Origin of the sequence: Pseudomonas hunanensis, from assembly GCF_013393325.1 — a bacterium.
Taxonomy (GTDB): domain Bacteria; phylum Pseudomonadota; class Gammaproteobacteria; order Pseudomonadales; family Pseudomonadaceae; genus Aquipseudomonas; species Aquipseudomonas putida_P.
This window is the reverse complement of the sequence record NZ_QJRC01000101.1, coordinates 128,276-142,654: the sequence shown is the minus strand read 5'-3', so window position 1 is coordinate 142,654 and position 14,379 is coordinate 128,276. Positions and strand designations below refer to the sequence as shown.

Below are 14,379 nucleotides of genomic sequence, written 5' to 3'. Positions count from 1 at the left end.
ACCGAGTGTAGAGGTTTATGTCGGCAGTTTCTCGAGGATCTTCCAGCAGGTGAGGCCGAAGATCCCCAAAGTGCCGATCCACATCATGAGCACACCGATATTGCGCTCGCGCATGCTGAAGCCGATGGTCAGCAGCAGCAGGAACAGGAACACCGGCACGAACAGGGACAGGAACGGGGACATGGACAGCAATCCTTATGCAGTGGGGCCATGTAACAAGCATAGCGCTTGGCAAGCGAGGCGGGATTGACCTTGAGCAGGTGTAAGCAGGCCCGGGCCTGCTTGCACCTGCCTGCATCAAGGCAATTCGCGGCTACGGTAGAAGGCGGTCAGTACCTTCACCAGGTGCGCCAGGTCGTGGCTGCCACACAGCTCGCGAATGGAATGCATGGCAAAGGTGGGCAAACCGATATCCACCGTGCGCACGCCCAGGTGGCTGGCGGTAATCGGCCCGATGGTCGAGCCGCAGCCCATGTCGCTGCGCACCACGAAGCTTTGCACCGGTACTTCCTCGGCCATGCACAGGTGGCGGAAGAAGCCGGCGGTTTCGCTGTTGGTGGCGTAACGCTGGTTGTTGTTCACCTTGATCACTGGGCCGGCATTGAGCTTGGGCCCGTGGTTACCGTCGTGCTTGTCGGCGTAGTTGGGGTGCACACCATGGGCATTGTCGGCCGACACCATCAGCGAGCGCTGGACGGTGCGCACGTAGGCGTCGCCATCGGGCAGCAGGCGCTGCAGGGTCTGCTCCAGCATCGGGCCGTCGGCACCGCAGGCCGAGCAACTGCCGACTTCTTCGTGGTCGTTGCACACCAGCACGCAGGTTTCGTCGCTGTCAGCGGCCAAGAGGGCCTGCAGGCCGGCATAGCACGACAGCAGGTTGTCCAGGCGGGCGCCAGCGATGAAGTCGCCGTGCAGGCCAATCAGCGCGGCGTCCTGGGTGTCGTAGAAGCTCAGCTCGTAGTCCAGGACCACGTCGGCGATCAGCTCGTGCTCGCGGGCCAGTTGCTCGGTGAGCAGGGCGCGGAAGTCGATACGTTCGTCACCAGCGACCTGGGCCAGGATGGGTGGCAGCTCGTTCTGTGGGTTGATCGCCCAGCCTTCATTGGCGGTGCGGTTCAGGTGAATGGCCAGGTTGGGGATGATCGCGATCGGCAGCTTGAAGTCGATCAGCTGGCTTTCGACTTTGCCGTCACGGCGGTAGGTGACGCGTCCGGCCAGCGACAGGTCGCGGTCGAACCACGGCGCCAGCAAGGCACCGCCATACACTTCCACGCCCAGTTGCAGGAAGCCCTGGCGCTGCAGTTCGGGCTGTGGCTTGACCCGCAGGCACGGGCTGTCGGTGTGGGCGCCGACCATGCGGATGCCGTTCAACAGTGGGGCCTGCTTGCCCAACTTGATGGCGATGATCGAAGAGTCGTTACGGGTGACGTAATAACGGCCGCCAGGCACGGTGGCCCAGCTGTCGCGTTCGTCCAGGCGCTGGTAGCCGGCAGCCTCGAGGCGCTGGGCCAGGCTGGCGGTGGCGTGGAAGGGCGTGGGGGAGGCCTTGAGGAAGTCGATAAGGCCAGTATTCAGTGCGTCGCGCATAGCTCACTCCAGACAGCAGTGGCGCGAGTTTAGCGCAGAATGTCGACAATTTGTGTCTGCCTCTTCGCGGGCAAGCCCGCGAAGAGGCCGGAACAGCCAGCCAAAAATCAGAAGGGTGCAGGGCACTCGAACTTCAACCGCTCCCCCGAGACCGGGTGGGTAAAGCTCAGCATCGACGCATGCAGGCACAACCGTTCATGGGCCGCCAGCGCTTCGGGGTTGGCATACAGCCGGTCACCCAGCAGCGGGTGGCCGATGGACAGCATGTGCACGCGCAGCTGGTGCGAACGCCCGGTAATCGGCGTCAGCTCCACACGGCAGTAGTCGCCGCAGCGCTCGACGATGCGCCAGAACGTCAGGGCATGCTTGCCCTGCTCGTGGTCCACCACATGCCGTGGCTTGGTTGGCGGGTCGTAGCGCAGCGGCAGGTCGATACTGCCGCTGTCCAGCGCGGGTTGGCCCCAGCACAGGGCGGTGTAGGCTTTTTCGGTTTCGCGGTCGTGGAACTGGCGCGACAGCTCGCGGTGGCTGTCGGCATCGCGGGCCAGCAGGATGATGCCGGAGGTTTCCCAGTCCAGACGGTGCACGATCAGTGCGTCGGGGTAGCCGTTTTCCTGCAGGCGGGTGATCAGGCAGTCCTTGTTGTCCTCGGCGCGGCCGGGCACCGACAGCAGCAGGGTCGGCTTGTTGATCACCAGGATGGCGGCGTCTTCGAAGAGGATCTGGACATTCGACAGCGGCATTGCAGTTCTCACGAAAGTAGCAGAAAACGCTGGGGCCGCTTTGCGGCCCTTTCGCGACACAAGGCCGCTCCCACAGGGGAGTGCATAACCCTTGTGGGAGCGGCCTTGTGTCGCGAAAGGCTGCAACGCAGCCCCAGCTTTTAGCCTGATCAGCGATCCGGCAGGGTGATGTTCAGCTCCAGAATCGAGCAGCTGCCCTGGTTTTCCAGCTCGATATGCACGTCATCGTTGCCGATGTTCACATACTTGCGGATCACCTCCAGCAGTTCTTTCTGCAGCGCCGGCAGGTAGTCCGGCTCGCTGCGTTGGCCGCGCTCGTGCGCCACGATGATCTGTAGACGCTCTTTCGCTACCGACGCGCTGGTCTGTTTCTGTCTGCCACGAAAGAAGTCAAAAAGGTTCATGGTTTACTTGCCTCCAAACAGTCGCGCGAAGAATCCTTGCTTCGGCACTTCGATGAACCGCAGGGGCTTTTCTTTGCCCAGCAGACGGTCGACGGTATCGCTATAGGCCTGGCCGGCATCGCTCTGGTCGTCGAGGATGACCGGGATACCCTGGTTGGAGGCCTTCAGCACTGCCTGGGACTCGGGAATCACGCCCTTGAGCTTGATCGCCAGGATTTCTTCGACGTCGGCGATGCTCAGCATTTCGCCCTTTTCCACGCGCTCTGGGTGGTAGCGGGTGATCAGCAGGTGTTCCTTGATTGGCTCTTCGCCGTTCTCGGAGCGGCGCGACTTGCTCGACAGAATGCCCAGCATGCGGTCAGAGTCACGTACCGAGGACACTTCGGGGTTGGTGACCACGATGGCTTCGTCGGCGAAGTACATGGCCAGGTGCGCGCCTTTCTCGATACCGGCCGGCGAGTCGCAGATGACGTAGTCGAAGGTTTCCTTCAGCTCCATCAATACCTTTTCCACGCCTTCCTGGGTCAGCGCGTCCTTGTCACGGGTCTGGCTGGCGGCCAGCACGTACAGGTTCTCGAGGCGCTTGTCCTTGATCAGGGCTTGCTGCAGGTTGGCTTCGCCGTTGACCACGTTGACGAAGTCGTACACCACGCGGCGTTCGCAGCCCATGATCAGGTCGAGGTTACGCAGGCCCACGTCGAAGTCGACGATGACGGTCTTGTGGCCGCGCAGTGCGAGGCCGGTACCAATGGCGGCGCTGGTGGTGGTCTTGCCCACACCCCCCTTGCCGGAAGTAACCACGAGAATCTTGGCCAAGGTGTTTCACCCCTAAAATAGTCGGGACACAAGTCCCTGCAAATAACTGAAATAGCGTAAATGACGGCAACGGTAAAAAAGTTGCTCTAAAAATGCTGGCAAGTATCCGTTAAAGACGGGTGATGTTCAACACGTCACCAGACAGGCTGACTTGCACGCCGGTACCCCACAGCGGGTCGCGGCGCAGGTCTTCGCAGACTTTGTACTGGCCGGCGATTGAAACCATTTCGGCGGTCATCTGCTGGCAGAAGATCCGCGCCTTGGTATTGCCTTTGATGCCGGCCAGGGCGCGGCCACGCATGGCGCCGTACACATGGATGTTGCCATCGGCCAGAAGTTCCGCACCCGGGCTGACCGAGGCGGTAACGATCAGGTCGCCACCCTGAGCATAGATCTGCTGGCCGCCACGCACTGGCGAAGTAATGATGCGGGTCGGGCGCACTTCGGGTTCGGGGGCCGGTGGTGGCGTCGGGGCGGGTTCGGGCTTTTTGACCACCTCGGGCTCGGGCTCCAGCGGCCGTTCGCGCGCGCCGGACGGTGGCAGCACCGGCAGGTCGATGGCGATGGCGGCGGCGATGTCCTCGATCCGGTTGGCGCGGATGGCCAGGGTACGCAGGCCATGGTGGCGGCAGATGCGCATCAAGCCGGGCAGGTCGATTGCCCCTTCGTCGGCCGGCAGCTTGTCCAGCGCCAGCACCAGCGGCGTGTTGCTGAAGAAGTTCGGTGCCTGGGCGACTTTGGCCGCCAACTGGCGGTCAAGGGCTTCAAGGTCATTGCGCGCCAGTTCCAGTACTGTAATGGCGAGCATGCTGCCCTTGAGCTGGAACACGGAGGCGGTGTCGGGTGTGTGGTTTGGGCTCATGGTCTGCATAGACGGCTTGTTGCGAAAAAAGTGCCCTGACTTATAACGAGAACACCGGTTGCCCGCAACATGCGCTGATCCGTTGTAGAATGCGCGGCCTTTGTCTTTCCGGATGCTTCAATGGAACGCCCGCGTTTTCGTCCCTATTACCTTCACCCCAAGTTCTGGGGCCTGTGGCTGGGCCTGGGCCTGCTGTGGCTGGTGGTCCAGTTGCCGTACCGGGTGCTGTTGAAAATCGGTGCGGCACTGGGTGCCGTGATGTACCGCTTCGCCGGTGAGCGTCGGCGCATCGCCGCGCGCAACCTGGAGCTGTGCTTCCCGGAACTGTCGGTCGACGAACGGCGGCGTTTGCTCAAGGCCAACTTCGCCTCTACCGGCATCGCCTTCTTCGAAATGGCCATGAGCTGGTGGTGGCCCAAGGCCAGGCTCGCGCGCCTGGCCCATATCGAGGGGCTGGAGCATCTGCAGGCCGCCCAGCAGGCGGGGCAGGGCGCCATCCTCATGGCGGTGCACTTCACCACCCTGGAAATCGGCGCCGCGCTGCTGGGCCAGCAGCACACCATCGACGGCATGTACCGCGAGCATGGCAACGCGTTGTTCGATTTCATCCAGCGCAGCGGCCGTGAGCGGCATAACCTTGACTCGCTGGCGGTGGAGCGCGAAGACGTGCGTGGCATGCTCAAGCTGCTGCGTTCGGGCCGGGCGATCTGGTACGCACCCGACCAGGACTACGGCGCCAAACAGAGCATTTTCGTGCCGCTGTTCGGCATCCCCGCAGCCACGGTAACCGCCACCACCAAGTTCGCCCGGCTGGGCAAGGCGCAGGTTATTCCGTTCACCCAGAAGCGCCTGGAGGATGGCAGCGGCTATCGTCTGGTAATCCACCCGCCACTGGCGGATTTCCCAGGCGAAAGCGAAGAGGCCGACTGCCTGCGTATCAACCAGTGGGTTGAGGGTGTGTTGCGCGAGTGTCCGGAGCAGTACCTGTGGGCGCACCGCCGGTTCAAGTCACGGCCCGAGGGTGCACCACGGCTGTATGAGAAGAAAAAGCGCTGAAAAATAGCTGATCCAGGAAGGACTTCATGGCCCCACCCCCGGTAACCGGTCTTATCCTTTCTGGCGGCGGCGCCCGCGCCGCCTATCAGGTTGGCGTCCTTGCCGGCATTGCCGAGTTGCTGCCTGCCGGCGCACATAATCCGTTCCCGGTCATTGTCGGTACCTCTGCCGGTGCCATCAACGCCGTTACCCTGGCCAGCGGCGCCACTCATTTCAACGAGGCCGTGCAACGGCTTACTGCCTTCTGGCAGAACTTTCGCAGCCATCTGGTCATCCGCAGTGACTGGCCCGGAGTCGTTCGCCAAGCCAGCCGTTTCGTTGGCCATAGCCTGCTGGGCCTGGGCGGCCAGGCGCCGGTGGCGCTGCTGGACAGCAGCCCACTGCGCAGCCTGCTGGAGGCACACTTGAACATGGATGGTATCGGCCATTCTCTGGCGGCCGAGCAGTTGCGCGCCGTGGCCGTCACCGCCTTCGGCTACGAGTCCGGCCAGGCGGTCACCTTCTACCAAGGGCGCGGCACCATCGAAGCCTGGCTGCGCCATCGCCGCATCGGCGTGCCCACGCCGTTGACCATCGACCACCTGCTGGCCAGCGCGGCCATTCCGCTGCTGTTTGCGCCGGTGCAATTGGGCGACGAATATTACGGTGACGGTGCGGTGCGCCAGTCGGCGCCGATCAGCCCGGCCCTGCACCTGGGCGCCAGCCGGGTGCTGGTGGTCGGGGTCAGCGGCAACCCGCAGCGGCCGGCACCGCCGTTGCCCACTCAGCGCGTGTTCAGTGGCCAGCAGCCGAGCCTGGCGCAGATCGGTGGGCACATGCTCAACAGCACGTTCATCGACAGCCTGGAAGACGACATCGAGTTGCTGCAGCGGCTCAACCACCTGAGCCGCTTGCTGCCAGCGCACTTGGATGCCCGGCGCCTGGGGCTGGCGCCGGTCGAGGTGCTGGTCGTGGCGCCCAGCCAGCCGCTGGACGAAATCGCCGCCCGGCACCGGCGTGAGCTGCCGGCGGCGTTGCGCTTGTTCCTGCGCGGGCCGGGGGCTACGCGGACCAGCGGGGCGGGGGTGTTGAGCTATCTGCTGTTCGAGGCGAGTTATTGCAGTGAACTGATCGAGTTGGGGCGACGGGATGCTTTGGCCAAGAAGCGGGAGTTGTGTCAGTTCCTGGGGATTTGACGTTGTCAGTTACGGCCCATTCGCGGGTTCATCGAGGCGGCGAACCGCCGCGAATGGGCCGGCACAGGTTACTCGGCTATCTGCAACTTGCGCGCCTGGGTATACACATACCGCACCTTTTCATACTCGAACGGCGAGTTCAGCTGGCCATAGCGGAACTTGGTGGTGTAGCGCTTATCCACCACCTGCAGGGCAAAAATTTCCGGGTGGTCGGTGCTGGTTTCGGGCACGTTCAGGTAGTTGATGGCCTGCTCGCCCGCATAGTCCACCACCAGCCCGGTGGTATCGCGCAGGTTCGATGGCCCCAGCACCGGCAGCATCAGGTAGGGCCCGTCTGGCACACCGTAGAAGCCCAGGGTCTGGCCAAAGTCTTCGCTCTGGCGTGGTAGGCCCATGCTGGTCGCCGGGTCCCATAGCCCGCCCACACCAATGATGGTATTGAACATCAGCCGGGCAGTGATCTCTGCCGAGCGCTTGACCTTGAGCTGCAGCACACTGTTGAACAGGTTCGGCACATCGCCCAGGTTGTTGAAGAAGTTGCTCACCCCGGTACGCACGAAGCGCGGGGTGACGTACTGGTAACCACTCACCAGCGGCAGCAGTACCCATTGGTCCAGCCGGTAGTTGAAGTGGTAGACGCGCCGGTTGATCGACTCCAGCGGGTCGTAGACGTTCAACGCTTCCAGGGTGGAGCGCTCGAACTCGCGCTGGTCCAGCCCCGGGTTGAATTTCAGTTCGCGCAGCGGGTCGAGAAAACCGTCGGCTTCGGGCGCCAGTGGTGCGGCGGTCACTTGCGGGTCGGCCTCGATCACGCTGGCCCGAGGGGCGGTTTCGGCGGCCAGGGCTGGGCCGGCGGCCAGCAGGGCAGTGGCGAAGAGGAGTTTGTTAACCACGGAAGAACTCCAGCATGGCGTCACTGTTGACGCGGTAATTGAGGTTGCCGCAGTGGCCGCCGTGGGGGTAAAGGGTCAGGCGGTCACCGAACACCTGGCGCAGAAAGCCGATGTCGCCCGGGCCGAGGATGACGTCGTCGGCGTTGTGCATCACGGCGATCTTGTCGCTGCTGCGCAGGTAGTCTTCCAGGGCATACAGGCTGACCTGGTTCACCAGTTGCAGGATGCTGTTGCCATCGGTGCGCGCACGCCACATGGGGATCACCTGCTCGGTCATGTAGCAGTCGAAGTCGCACTGCAAGGCGCGTTTGAAGAACGGCGTGAGGCTGCTGCCTTCGGTGATCGGGAACTTCGGCGGAATGATCAGGCCACGGCGGTTGATCAGGTCGGAGGTGAAGGCAATGTCGGCCGCCGAGAAACGGAACGAGGTGCCGATCAGCATGGCCATCTGCTCGTTGGACAGGTGCTGGCGCGACTGCTGGAAGTCATACAGCAGGGCGTCGTTCAGGTCTATGTAGCCCTTGTCCTGGAAGTAGCGAGTGAGCTTTTGCAGCATCAGCTCATAGAACGTGGTGCTGCGGTCGATGCCCTTGACCTGGGTTTGCACCAGTTTGTCCAGGTTGTTGATCGAGGTGTACAGGTTGACCGGCGGGTTCAGCAGCAGCACGCGCTTGAAGTTGAAGCTGCGGCGGGTTTCGTCCAGGTGGCTGACGAAGGCGGCGTCGAGCGCGCCCAGGCTGTAGCCGGTGAGGTAGAACTCGCTGATTGGCAGGCGTGGGTGCTGGGCGCGCACGGCCTGCATGACCCGGTACATGTCTTCGGCGTCTTCCTGGCTGACGCCGGGGGTGGCAAAGCGCGAGGCGGCGCTCATGAAGTCGTAGCTGGTGGGTGACGACAGCTGCACCACGTGGAAACCAGCCTGGTAGAACAGCTTCTTCAGGTACTCGTTGATGCTGCTGCTGTAGGGCGCACCGGTGCCAGCAATGATGAAAATCAGTGGTGCCTCGTGATCCTGGCGGGCCAGGCGGTACTTGAGCTTTTTCACCGCCCAGAAGTTGTCGGGCAGGGTGAACTCGCGCTCCGGGCGCAGGTTGAGGCTGTAGTCGGACTGGTTGATTTCGTCGTCGCTGGGCAGGGTCGGGCGCTGGTCCGGCGGCGTGGTGGCGATGGTGGCTTCGAACGGGTTGGTCAAGGGGTAGCCGTAGCTCGCGGCGTCGATATCCCGCGCTGAAGCGGCCACAGCCATAAGCAGGCTGCCGAGCAAGGCAGCGAGGCGCAAAGATCGAAGCATGTAATCCCCCAAAAGAACGCAAGGTCGAGCAGTGTGCAGGCTAGGACCACATCAACGCAGGCAAAGTTGCCTGGCGCGGTGGCCTTTGGTGTGCTGGTTATCTGCAACATAGCTGCAGGTTTGTGATTTTGCCTTACAACCGGGCTTAAGCGATCATGGATGAATTCGATTACCGCTATTGGAGAACTGGATGTCTCGTTCGCTGCCGGCTGCGCTGCTGGTACTGCTTCTGGGGTTGTGGCTCGCGGCCAGTTACGGCGTGCGCTATGGGCTGATGGAGGATGGCCAGTGGGTAGGGCTGTGCACGTCGCCTGCGGCGTATTGGCAGTGTGAAGTACGCGCGCTGCTGGGCTTGGGTATTCATCATCAGGTGTTGGCCTGGAGTGGGTTGGCGTTGGCGCTGCTGGCACAGGTGGTTTCCGGCCGCGCCGGCTGGTGGCTGGCGGTGGTGGCATTGGTGTTCGCGGTGCCTGCGCTGGTGTTGTACACCGCCAGCATTGCCGTGTTTGCGCTGGTGCTAGCGGGGCTGCGGCTTGTAAGAAAAGCCAAGGCGACGCGGTCTGTGTAGGAGCGGCCTTGCGTCGCGATGGGCCGCGCAGCGGCCCCGGCAATCTGTGCTGCTTCTCGAATTCTGGGGCCGCTTTGCGGCCCATCGCGACACAAGGCCGCTCCTACAGTTACCTGTGTTTTCAGGCTTTTCGAGTCATTCGCAAGCTCCGCCACAACGCTGCTGTCATCAGCACACTCACTACCGCCCAGATCAAGGCCTGCTGGTTCTCCAGCCCTTCCACGAACAGCTGCGGCGCCACCCCGGCGCCGACGATGAACGCCAGCAGCGTCACCTCCGCCCGCCGCGCCCTTACCGGCCACAGCACATACACCAGCGCCGGCAACGCCAGCGCAGCGCTGGGGAAGCTGCGGTAGCGCGGGTCGAACACCATCGCCAGCATGCTCACCGCTGCGGCAAAACCCGCCGCCAGCAACAGCCAGCCGGCCCGCGCCTGCAGCCAGGCGAATAAACGTTCGCGCCAGCCGGCCCGTTGCGCCAAGGCCAGCAGCGCATGGGCCAATACCAGCAGGTTCAGCCCGGCCAGTGCCACCGCCCACACCCACTCCCCGACAAAGCGTGCATGGGTGCGCATCAACTCGCCCCACAGCCCCAGGCAAACCGCGCCAAACGCCGCCAGCAATGGCAGCAACACTGCCGCCTGCACAGTCGCGGGGCGCCCGGCGAGCATCAACATGACCAACATCATTACCGCACTCGCCAGCAACCACTGTGGCCAGTAATGCAGGTTGCTCACCGGCCCTTCGAGCACGCCCTTGTCCTGCCGGTCGGCATCGTAAAGCCCCCAGTAACCGCCTACAGCACCTTCGTTGGCACGCTTCCACGGCTGGTCGAAGGCTTCGATCAGGTTGTAGCGCCAGCCGTTGCTTTCGGCCATGGCCACGAAGCCGCGAATGAAGCGCGCCTCGTTGGCCCGGCTGGGCACAGCGGTCTCGCGCTGGCGGCCTTCGCTGGGCCAGCCGGTTTCGCCGATCAGGATGTCCTTGGGCGCGAAGCGCGTGCCGAACACCCGGCGCACGTCGGCAACGTGGGCCAAGGCATCGTCGATGCCGCGCGGTTCGTCCTCCCAGTAGGGCAGCAGGTGGATGGTCAGGAAGTCCACCGCCGGTGCCACCTGCGGGTGCTGCAGCCAGAAATCCCAGACATCGGCGTAGGTCACCGGCACTTTGACCTGTTGCTTCACTCGGGCGATCAGCTTGGCCAGGTGTGCACCGGTCACCTCTTTGCGCAGCAGTGTCTCGTTGCCGACGATCACCGCGCTGACCACATCCGGGTTGGCGTTGGCGGTGGCGATCAGCAGGTCGATTTCCTTGTCGGTGTCGGCCGGGTGAGCGTTGACCCAGGCGCCCAACATCACCTTCAGGCCATGCTTGCGTGCCAGCGCCGGGATTGCCTCAAGGCCGCTCATGGAATAGGTGCGGATGCACTGGAATCGCTCAGCCAGCAAAGCAAGGTCGGCGTCCATCCGCGCCGGGCGCAGCTGTAACGGCTGGTCGTAGGGTGACTGGTCTTTGTCGAACGGCGTGTACGACGCGCACTGCAGCTTGTGCGTCGGGCTGGCCGCATCGGCCAGGTGTACCGGCTTACCCAGCCCGTACCAGAGCCCTCCAAGCCCAAGCAGGGCCAACAGGCAGGCAAGCAGGTACAACGGCAACAGCAGGCGGGCAGAACTGGGCATCGGGCGGTCCATCGTCAGGCGCAAAAGGGTAGATAGTAGCCCGGCGCCAATGCTTTGGCATGCAAGGATCGCGCAGGCCGGCGTAGGCCGATGGCGCTAATGGCACAGTGCTGTCGCATATGGGGCGGGTGCAGGTCGCAGCTGGATCAGGTCGACCTGTGTTGCAGGAAGATGATGCAATCTCCAAGACCTGACGAGGGGATGCTTTGATGGCGACTTTGAAAAAAATGCGACGTTTCCTGGGTGTGGGCACCGCCCTGGTAATGGCCATGAGCGCTGCACAGGCAATGGCTAAAGAAGTAAGCATAGGTTACGTGGATGGTTGGGCCGACAGCGTGGCGACCACCAACGTGGCCGCCGAAGTGATCAAGCAAAAGCTCGGCTACGACGTGAAGTTGCAGGCCGTGGCCACGGGGATCATGTGGCAGGGCGTGGCAACCGGTAAACTCGATGCCATGTTGTCGGCCTGGCTGCCGGTGACCCATGGCGAGTACTGGACCAAGAACAAGGACAACGTGGTCGACTACGGCCCGAACTTCAAGGATGCCAAGATCGGCCTGATCGTCCCCGAGTACGTCAAGGCGGTGAGCATCGCCGACCTCAAGACCGATAGCAGCTTCAAGCAGAAGATCGTCGGCATTGACGCAGGCTCCGGTGTGATGCTGAAAACCGACCAGGCGATCAAGGACTACGACCTGACCGGCTACAAGCTGCAGGCCAGCTCGGGCGCCGCGATGACTGCGGAACTGGGCCGTGCCTACGCCAAGCAGCAGTCGATTGCGGTGACCGGTTGGGTTCCGCACTGGATGTTCGCCAAGTGGAAGCTGAAGTTCCTCGAAGACCCGAAAGGTGTGTATGGCGCGGCGGAAACCGTGAACAGCATCGGCAGCAAGGAACTGGCGACCAAGGCTCCGGAAGTGGCGGAGTTCCTGAAGAAGTTCAACTGGCAGTCCAAGGACGAGATTGGCGAGGTGATGCTGGCGATTCAGGAAGGTGCCAAGCCTGAAGCCGCGGCCAAGGATTGGGTGGCCAAGCACCCTGATCGTGTGAAGGAGTGGACTGGCAAGTAACAACCCGTTACTGCCAATTTTGCTTCTTCGCGGGTAAACCCGCTCCCACAGGTACTGCGCAGGTTTCAACGCCTGTGTGATCCCTGTGGGAGCGGGTTTACCCGCGAAAGGGCCGCCACTTTGTTACGCAATCGGTAAAACACCGTTGCATCTAAGACTAAGGTCGTCTGGTTGGCGTTCAACAGCCGCATAAAGTAAGGGCGTGGGTTCCATCCCCTATCTGTGCTGCTAGGACAAAAACAATGAACGACAGCATTTACCTCTCGATACAAAACAGCCCCCGTTTCAAGGAGCTGGTTACCAAACGCGAACGGTTCGCCTGGGTGCTCTCGGCGATCATGCTCGGCCTGTACTGCGCCTTCATCCTCCTGATCGCCTACGGTCCTCACATACTGGGCGCCAAGCTCAGCCCTGAGTCGTCGATTACCTGGGGCATTCCCCTGGGCGTCGGCCTGATCGTTTCGGCATTCGTCCTGACCGCCATCTACGTACGCCGCGCCAACGGCGAATTCGATGAGCTGAACAAGGAAATCCTGAAGGAGGCGCAACAATGATTCGCCACGCCAAAGCCCTGGCCGTACTGGCCTGCGGAGCCTTCGCACCCGCCGTGTGGGCCGCCGATGCCCTGACCGGCGAGGTGCAGAAACAACCGCTGAACGTTTCCGCCATCGCCATGTTCGTGGCCTTCGTAGCCTTTACCCTCGGCATCACTTACTGGGCCTCCAAACGCAACAAGTCGGCAGCGGACTACTACGCGGCCGGCGGCAAGATCACTGGCTTCCAGAACGGCCTGGCGATTGCTGGCGACTACATGTCGGCGGCCTCGTTCCTGGGTATTTCCGCGTTGGTGTTCACCTCTGGCTACGACGGCCTGATCTACTCGATCGGTTTCCTGGTCGGCTGGCCAATCATCCTCTTCCTGATTGCCGAACGCCTGCGCAACCTAGGCAAGTACACCTTTGCCGACGTGGCCTCGTACCGCCTCGGGCAGAAGGAAATCCGCACCCTGTCGGCCTCCGGTTCGCTGGTGGTGGTAGCCTTCTACCTGATCGCGCAAATGGTGGGTGCCGGCAAGCTGATCGAGCTGCTGTTCGGCCTGGACTACCACGTGGCGGTCATCCTGGTAGGTATCCTGATGTGCCTGTACGTGCTGTTCGGCGGCATGCTGGCCACCACCTGGGTACAGATCATCAAGGCTGTGCTGTTGCTGTCCGGTGCCAGCTTCATGGCGCTGATGGTGATGAAGCACGTGGGCTTTGACTTCAACACGCTGTTCTCCGAAGCCATCAAGGTGCATGCCAAGGGCGAGGCGATCATGAGCCCCGGCGGCCTGGTCAAAGACCCGATCTCGGCGTTCTCGCTGGGCCTGGCTCTGATGTTCGGTACCGCTGGCCTGCCGCATATCCTGATGCGCTTCTTCACCGTCAGCGATGCCAAGGAAGCGCGCAAGAGCGTGCTGTACGCCACCGGCTTCATCGGCTACTTCTACATCCTCACCTTCATCATCGGCTTTGGCGCGATCCTGCTGGTCAGCACCAACCCGGACTTCAAAGACGCCGCCGGCGCACTGTTGGGTGGCAACAACATGGCAGCGGTGCACCTGGCCAATGCGGTAGGTGGCAGCGTGTTCCTCGGCTTCATCTCGGCGGTGGCTTTCGCCACCATCCTGGCGGTGGTTGCCGGCCTGACCCTGGCCGGTGCCTCGGCGGTGTCCCATGACCTGTACGCCAGCGTCTGGCGCAAGGGCAAGGCCAACGACAAGGACGAGATCCGCGTGTCGAAGATCACCACCGTCGCGCTGGGCGTGCTGGCGATCGGCCTGGGCATCCTGTTCGAGAAGCAGAACATCGCCTTCATGGTAGGCCTGGCCTTCTCCATCGCCGCCAGCTGCAACTTCCCGGTACTGTTGCTTTCGATGTACTGGAAGAAACTGACCACCCGCGGCGCCATGATCGGCGGCTGGCTGGGCCTGGTGAGTGCGGTGACGCTGATGATCCTCGGCCCGACCATCTGGGTGCAGATCCTCGGCCACGAGAAGCCAATCTACCCGTACGAATACCCGGCGCTGTTCTCGATGGCCATTGCCTTCGTCAGCATCTGGTTCTTCTCGGTCACCGACAAGTCCAAGGCTGCTGATGACGAGCGTGCGTTGTTCTACCCGCAGTTCGTGCGTTCGCAGACGGGCCTGGGTGCCAGTGGGGCGGTGTCCCACTAAAAAAACGCTTCTTGCTTGAAC

The 14,379-nt window shown here is 62.6% G+C and carries 15 protein-coding genes; 6 read left to right on the top strand and 9 right to left on the bottom strand.

The genetic code is table 11. The features are described from left to right. Positions 1 to 15: 15 nt before the first annotated feature. From DM807_RS25710 to minC, 6 genes are all read right to left on the bottom strand, one after another. Positions 16 to 183, bottom strand: a complete 168-nt coding sequence (locus tag DM807_RS25710; protein ID WP_012271002.1) for a hypothetical protein — start codon at positions 181 to 183, stop codon at positions 16 to 18. Positions 184 to 297: 114 nt separating this feature from the next. Continuing rightward, the gene (locus tag DM807_RS25705; protein WP_060492598.1) at positions 298 to 1,587 is read right to left on the bottom strand and encodes a M18 family aminopeptidase; all 1,290 of its coding nucleotides are present in this window, start codon (positions 1,585 to 1,587) and stop codon (positions 298 to 300) included. 107 nt (positions 1,588 to 1,694) lie between these two features. Next, positions 1,695 to 2,330, bottom strand: coding sequence for an RluA family pseudouridine synthase (locus tag DM807_RS25700; RefSeq protein WP_060492597.1), 636 nt, complete (start codon positions 2,328 to 2,330; stop codon positions 1,695 to 1,697). 149 nt (positions 2,331 to 2,479) lie between these two features. After that, positions 2,480 to 2,734, bottom strand: coding sequence for a cell division topological specificity factor MinE (gene minE, locus DM807_RS25695; protein ID WP_003252572.1), 255 nt, complete (start codon positions 2,732 to 2,734; stop codon positions 2,480 to 2,482). 3 nt (positions 2,735 to 2,737) lie between these two features. Next, complete coding sequence (gene minD, locus DM807_RS25690) at positions 2,738 to 3,550, bottom strand: septum site-determining protein MinD (protein WP_012271005.1); 813 nt, start codon at positions 3,548 to 3,550, stop codon at positions 2,738 to 2,740. A gap of 109 nt (positions 3,551 to 3,659) precedes the next feature. After that, positions 3,660 to 4,421 carry a septum site-determining protein MinC gene (gene minC, locus DM807_RS25685; protein WP_179028130.1) on the bottom strand — a complete coding sequence of 254 codons (762 nt, stop codon included), beginning with the start codon at positions 4,419 to 4,421 and terminating at the stop codon, positions 3,660 to 3,662. Between the two features lie 111 nt (positions 4,422 to 4,532). Here minC and DM807_RS25680 point away from each other — a divergent pair, with 111 nt between their 5' ends. After that, positions 4,533 to 5,468 carry a lipid A biosynthesis lauroyl acyltransferase gene (locus tag DM807_RS25680; RefSeq protein ID WP_060492596.1) on the top strand — a complete coding sequence of 312 codons (936 nt, stop codon included), beginning with the start codon at positions 4,533 to 4,535 and terminating at the stop codon, positions 5,466 to 5,468. Positions 5,469 to 5,494: 26 nt separating this feature from the next. After that, the gene (locus DM807_RS25675; protein ID WP_012271008.1) at positions 5,495 to 6,643 is read left to right on the top strand and encodes a patatin-like phospholipase family protein; all 1,149 of its coding nucleotides are present in this window, start codon (positions 5,495 to 5,497) and stop codon (positions 6,641 to 6,643) included. 68 nt (positions 6,644 to 6,711) lie between these two features. Here the strand turns inward: DM807_RS25675 and DM807_RS25670 are convergent, their stop codons facing one another. Beyond that, complete coding sequence (locus DM807_RS25670) at positions 6,712 to 7,536, bottom strand: MlaA family lipoprotein (protein ID WP_012271009.1); 825 nt, start codon at positions 7,534 to 7,536, stop codon at positions 6,712 to 6,714. Further along, complete coding sequence (locus tag DM807_RS25665) at positions 7,529 to 8,827, bottom strand: alpha/beta fold hydrolase family protein (protein ID WP_012271010.1); 1,299 nt, start codon at positions 8,825 to 8,827, stop codon at positions 7,529 to 7,531. Before DM807_RS25665 ends, DM807_RS25670 begins: the two co-directional genes overlap by 8 nt. Positions 8,828 to 9,017: 190 nt before the next feature. Here DM807_RS25665 and DM807_RS25660 point away from each other — a divergent pair, with 190 nt between their 5' ends. After that, positions 9,018 to 9,395: a hypothetical protein gene (locus DM807_RS25660; protein WP_012271011.1), complete on the top strand. Its 378-nt coding sequence runs from the start codon at positions 9,018 to 9,020 to the stop codon at positions 9,393 to 9,395. Positions 9,396 to 9,516: 121 nt separating this feature from the next. On the opposite strand, the gene DM807_RS25655 is transcribed toward DM807_RS25660, so the two are convergent. Then, positions 9,517 to 11,085 carry a glycoside hydrolase family 17 protein gene (locus DM807_RS25655; protein WP_179028129.1) on the bottom strand — a complete coding sequence of 523 codons (1,569 nt, stop codon included), beginning with the start codon at positions 11,083 to 11,085 and terminating at the stop codon, positions 9,517 to 9,519. A 197-nt stretch (positions 11,086 to 11,282) separates the two neighbouring features. Between DM807_RS25655 and DM807_RS25650 the strand changes: the two genes are divergently transcribed. From DM807_RS25650 to DM807_RS25640, 3 genes are all read left to right on the top strand, one after another. Further along, positions 11,283 to 12,143 carry a glycine betaine ABC transporter substrate-binding protein gene (locus DM807_RS25650; protein ID WP_012271013.1) on the top strand — a complete coding sequence of 287 codons (861 nt, stop codon included), beginning with the start codon at positions 11,283 to 11,285 and terminating at the stop codon, positions 12,141 to 12,143. Between the two features lie 242 nt (positions 12,144 to 12,385). Further along, positions 12,386 to 12,697 (top strand): DUF485 domain-containing protein, encoded by a 312-nt coding sequence (locus DM807_RS25645; protein WP_012271014.1) that lies wholly within the window; start codon positions 12,386 to 12,388, stop codon positions 12,695 to 12,697. Then, on the top strand, positions 12,694 to 14,358 hold the full coding sequence (locus DM807_RS25640) for a cation acetate symporter (protein ID WP_012271015.1): 1,665 nt from the start codon (positions 12,694 to 12,696) through the stop codon (positions 14,356 to 14,358). Before DM807_RS25645 ends, DM807_RS25640 begins: the two co-directional genes overlap by 4 nt. Positions 14,359 to 14,379: the final 21 nt, after the last annotated feature.

Bases quoted from the DNA above. Each gene is read 5' to 3' on its own strand.
- DM807_RS25710 (WP_012271002.1), bottom strand. From the start codon at position 183: ATGTCCCCGTTCCTGTCCCTGTTCGTGCCGGTGTTCCTGTTCCTGCTG.
- DM807_RS25705 (WP_060492598.1), bottom strand. From the start codon at position 1,587: ATGCGCGACGCACTGAATACTGGCCTTATCGACTTCCTCAAGGCCTCC.
- DM807_RS25700 (WP_060492597.1), bottom strand. From the start codon at position 2,330: ATGCCGCTGTCGAATGTCCAGATCCTCTTCGAAGACGCCGCCATCCTG.
- minE (WP_003252572.1), bottom strand. From the start codon at position 2,734: ATGAACCTTTTTGACTTCTTTCGTGGCAGACAGAAACAGACCAGCGCG.
- minC (WP_179028130.1), bottom strand. From the start codon at position 4,421: ATGCAGACCATGAGCCCAAACCACACACCCGACACCGCCTCCGTGTTC.
- DM807_RS25680 (WP_060492596.1), top strand. From the start codon at position 4,533: ATGGAACGCCCGCGTTTTCGTCCCTATTACCTTCACCCCAAGTTCTGG.
- DM807_RS25675 (WP_012271008.1), top strand. From the start codon at position 5,495: ATGGCCCCACCCCCGGTAACCGGTCTTATCCTTTCTGGCGGCGGCGCC.
- DM807_RS25665 (WP_012271010.1), bottom strand. From the start codon at position 8,827: ATGCTTCGATCTTTGCGCCTCGCTGCCTTGCTCGGCAGCCTGCTTATG.
- DM807_RS25660 (WP_012271011.1), top strand. From the start codon at position 9,018: ATGTCTCGTTCGCTGCCGGCTGCGCTGCTGGTACTGCTTCTGGGGTTG.
- DM807_RS25655 (WP_179028129.1), bottom strand. From the start codon at position 11,085: ATGGACCGCCCGATGCCCAGTTCTGCCCGCCTGCTGTTGCCGTTGTAC.
- DM807_RS25650 (WP_012271013.1), top strand. From the start codon at position 11,283: ATGGCGACTTTGAAAAAAATGCGACGTTTCCTGGGTGTGGGCACCGCC.
- DM807_RS25645 (WP_012271014.1), top strand. From the start codon at position 12,386: ATGAACGACAGCATTTACCTCTCGATACAAAACAGCCCCCGTTTCAAG.
- DM807_RS25640 (WP_012271015.1), top strand. From the start codon at position 12,694: ATGATTCGCCACGCCAAAGCCCTGGCCGTACTGGCCTGCGGAGCCTTC.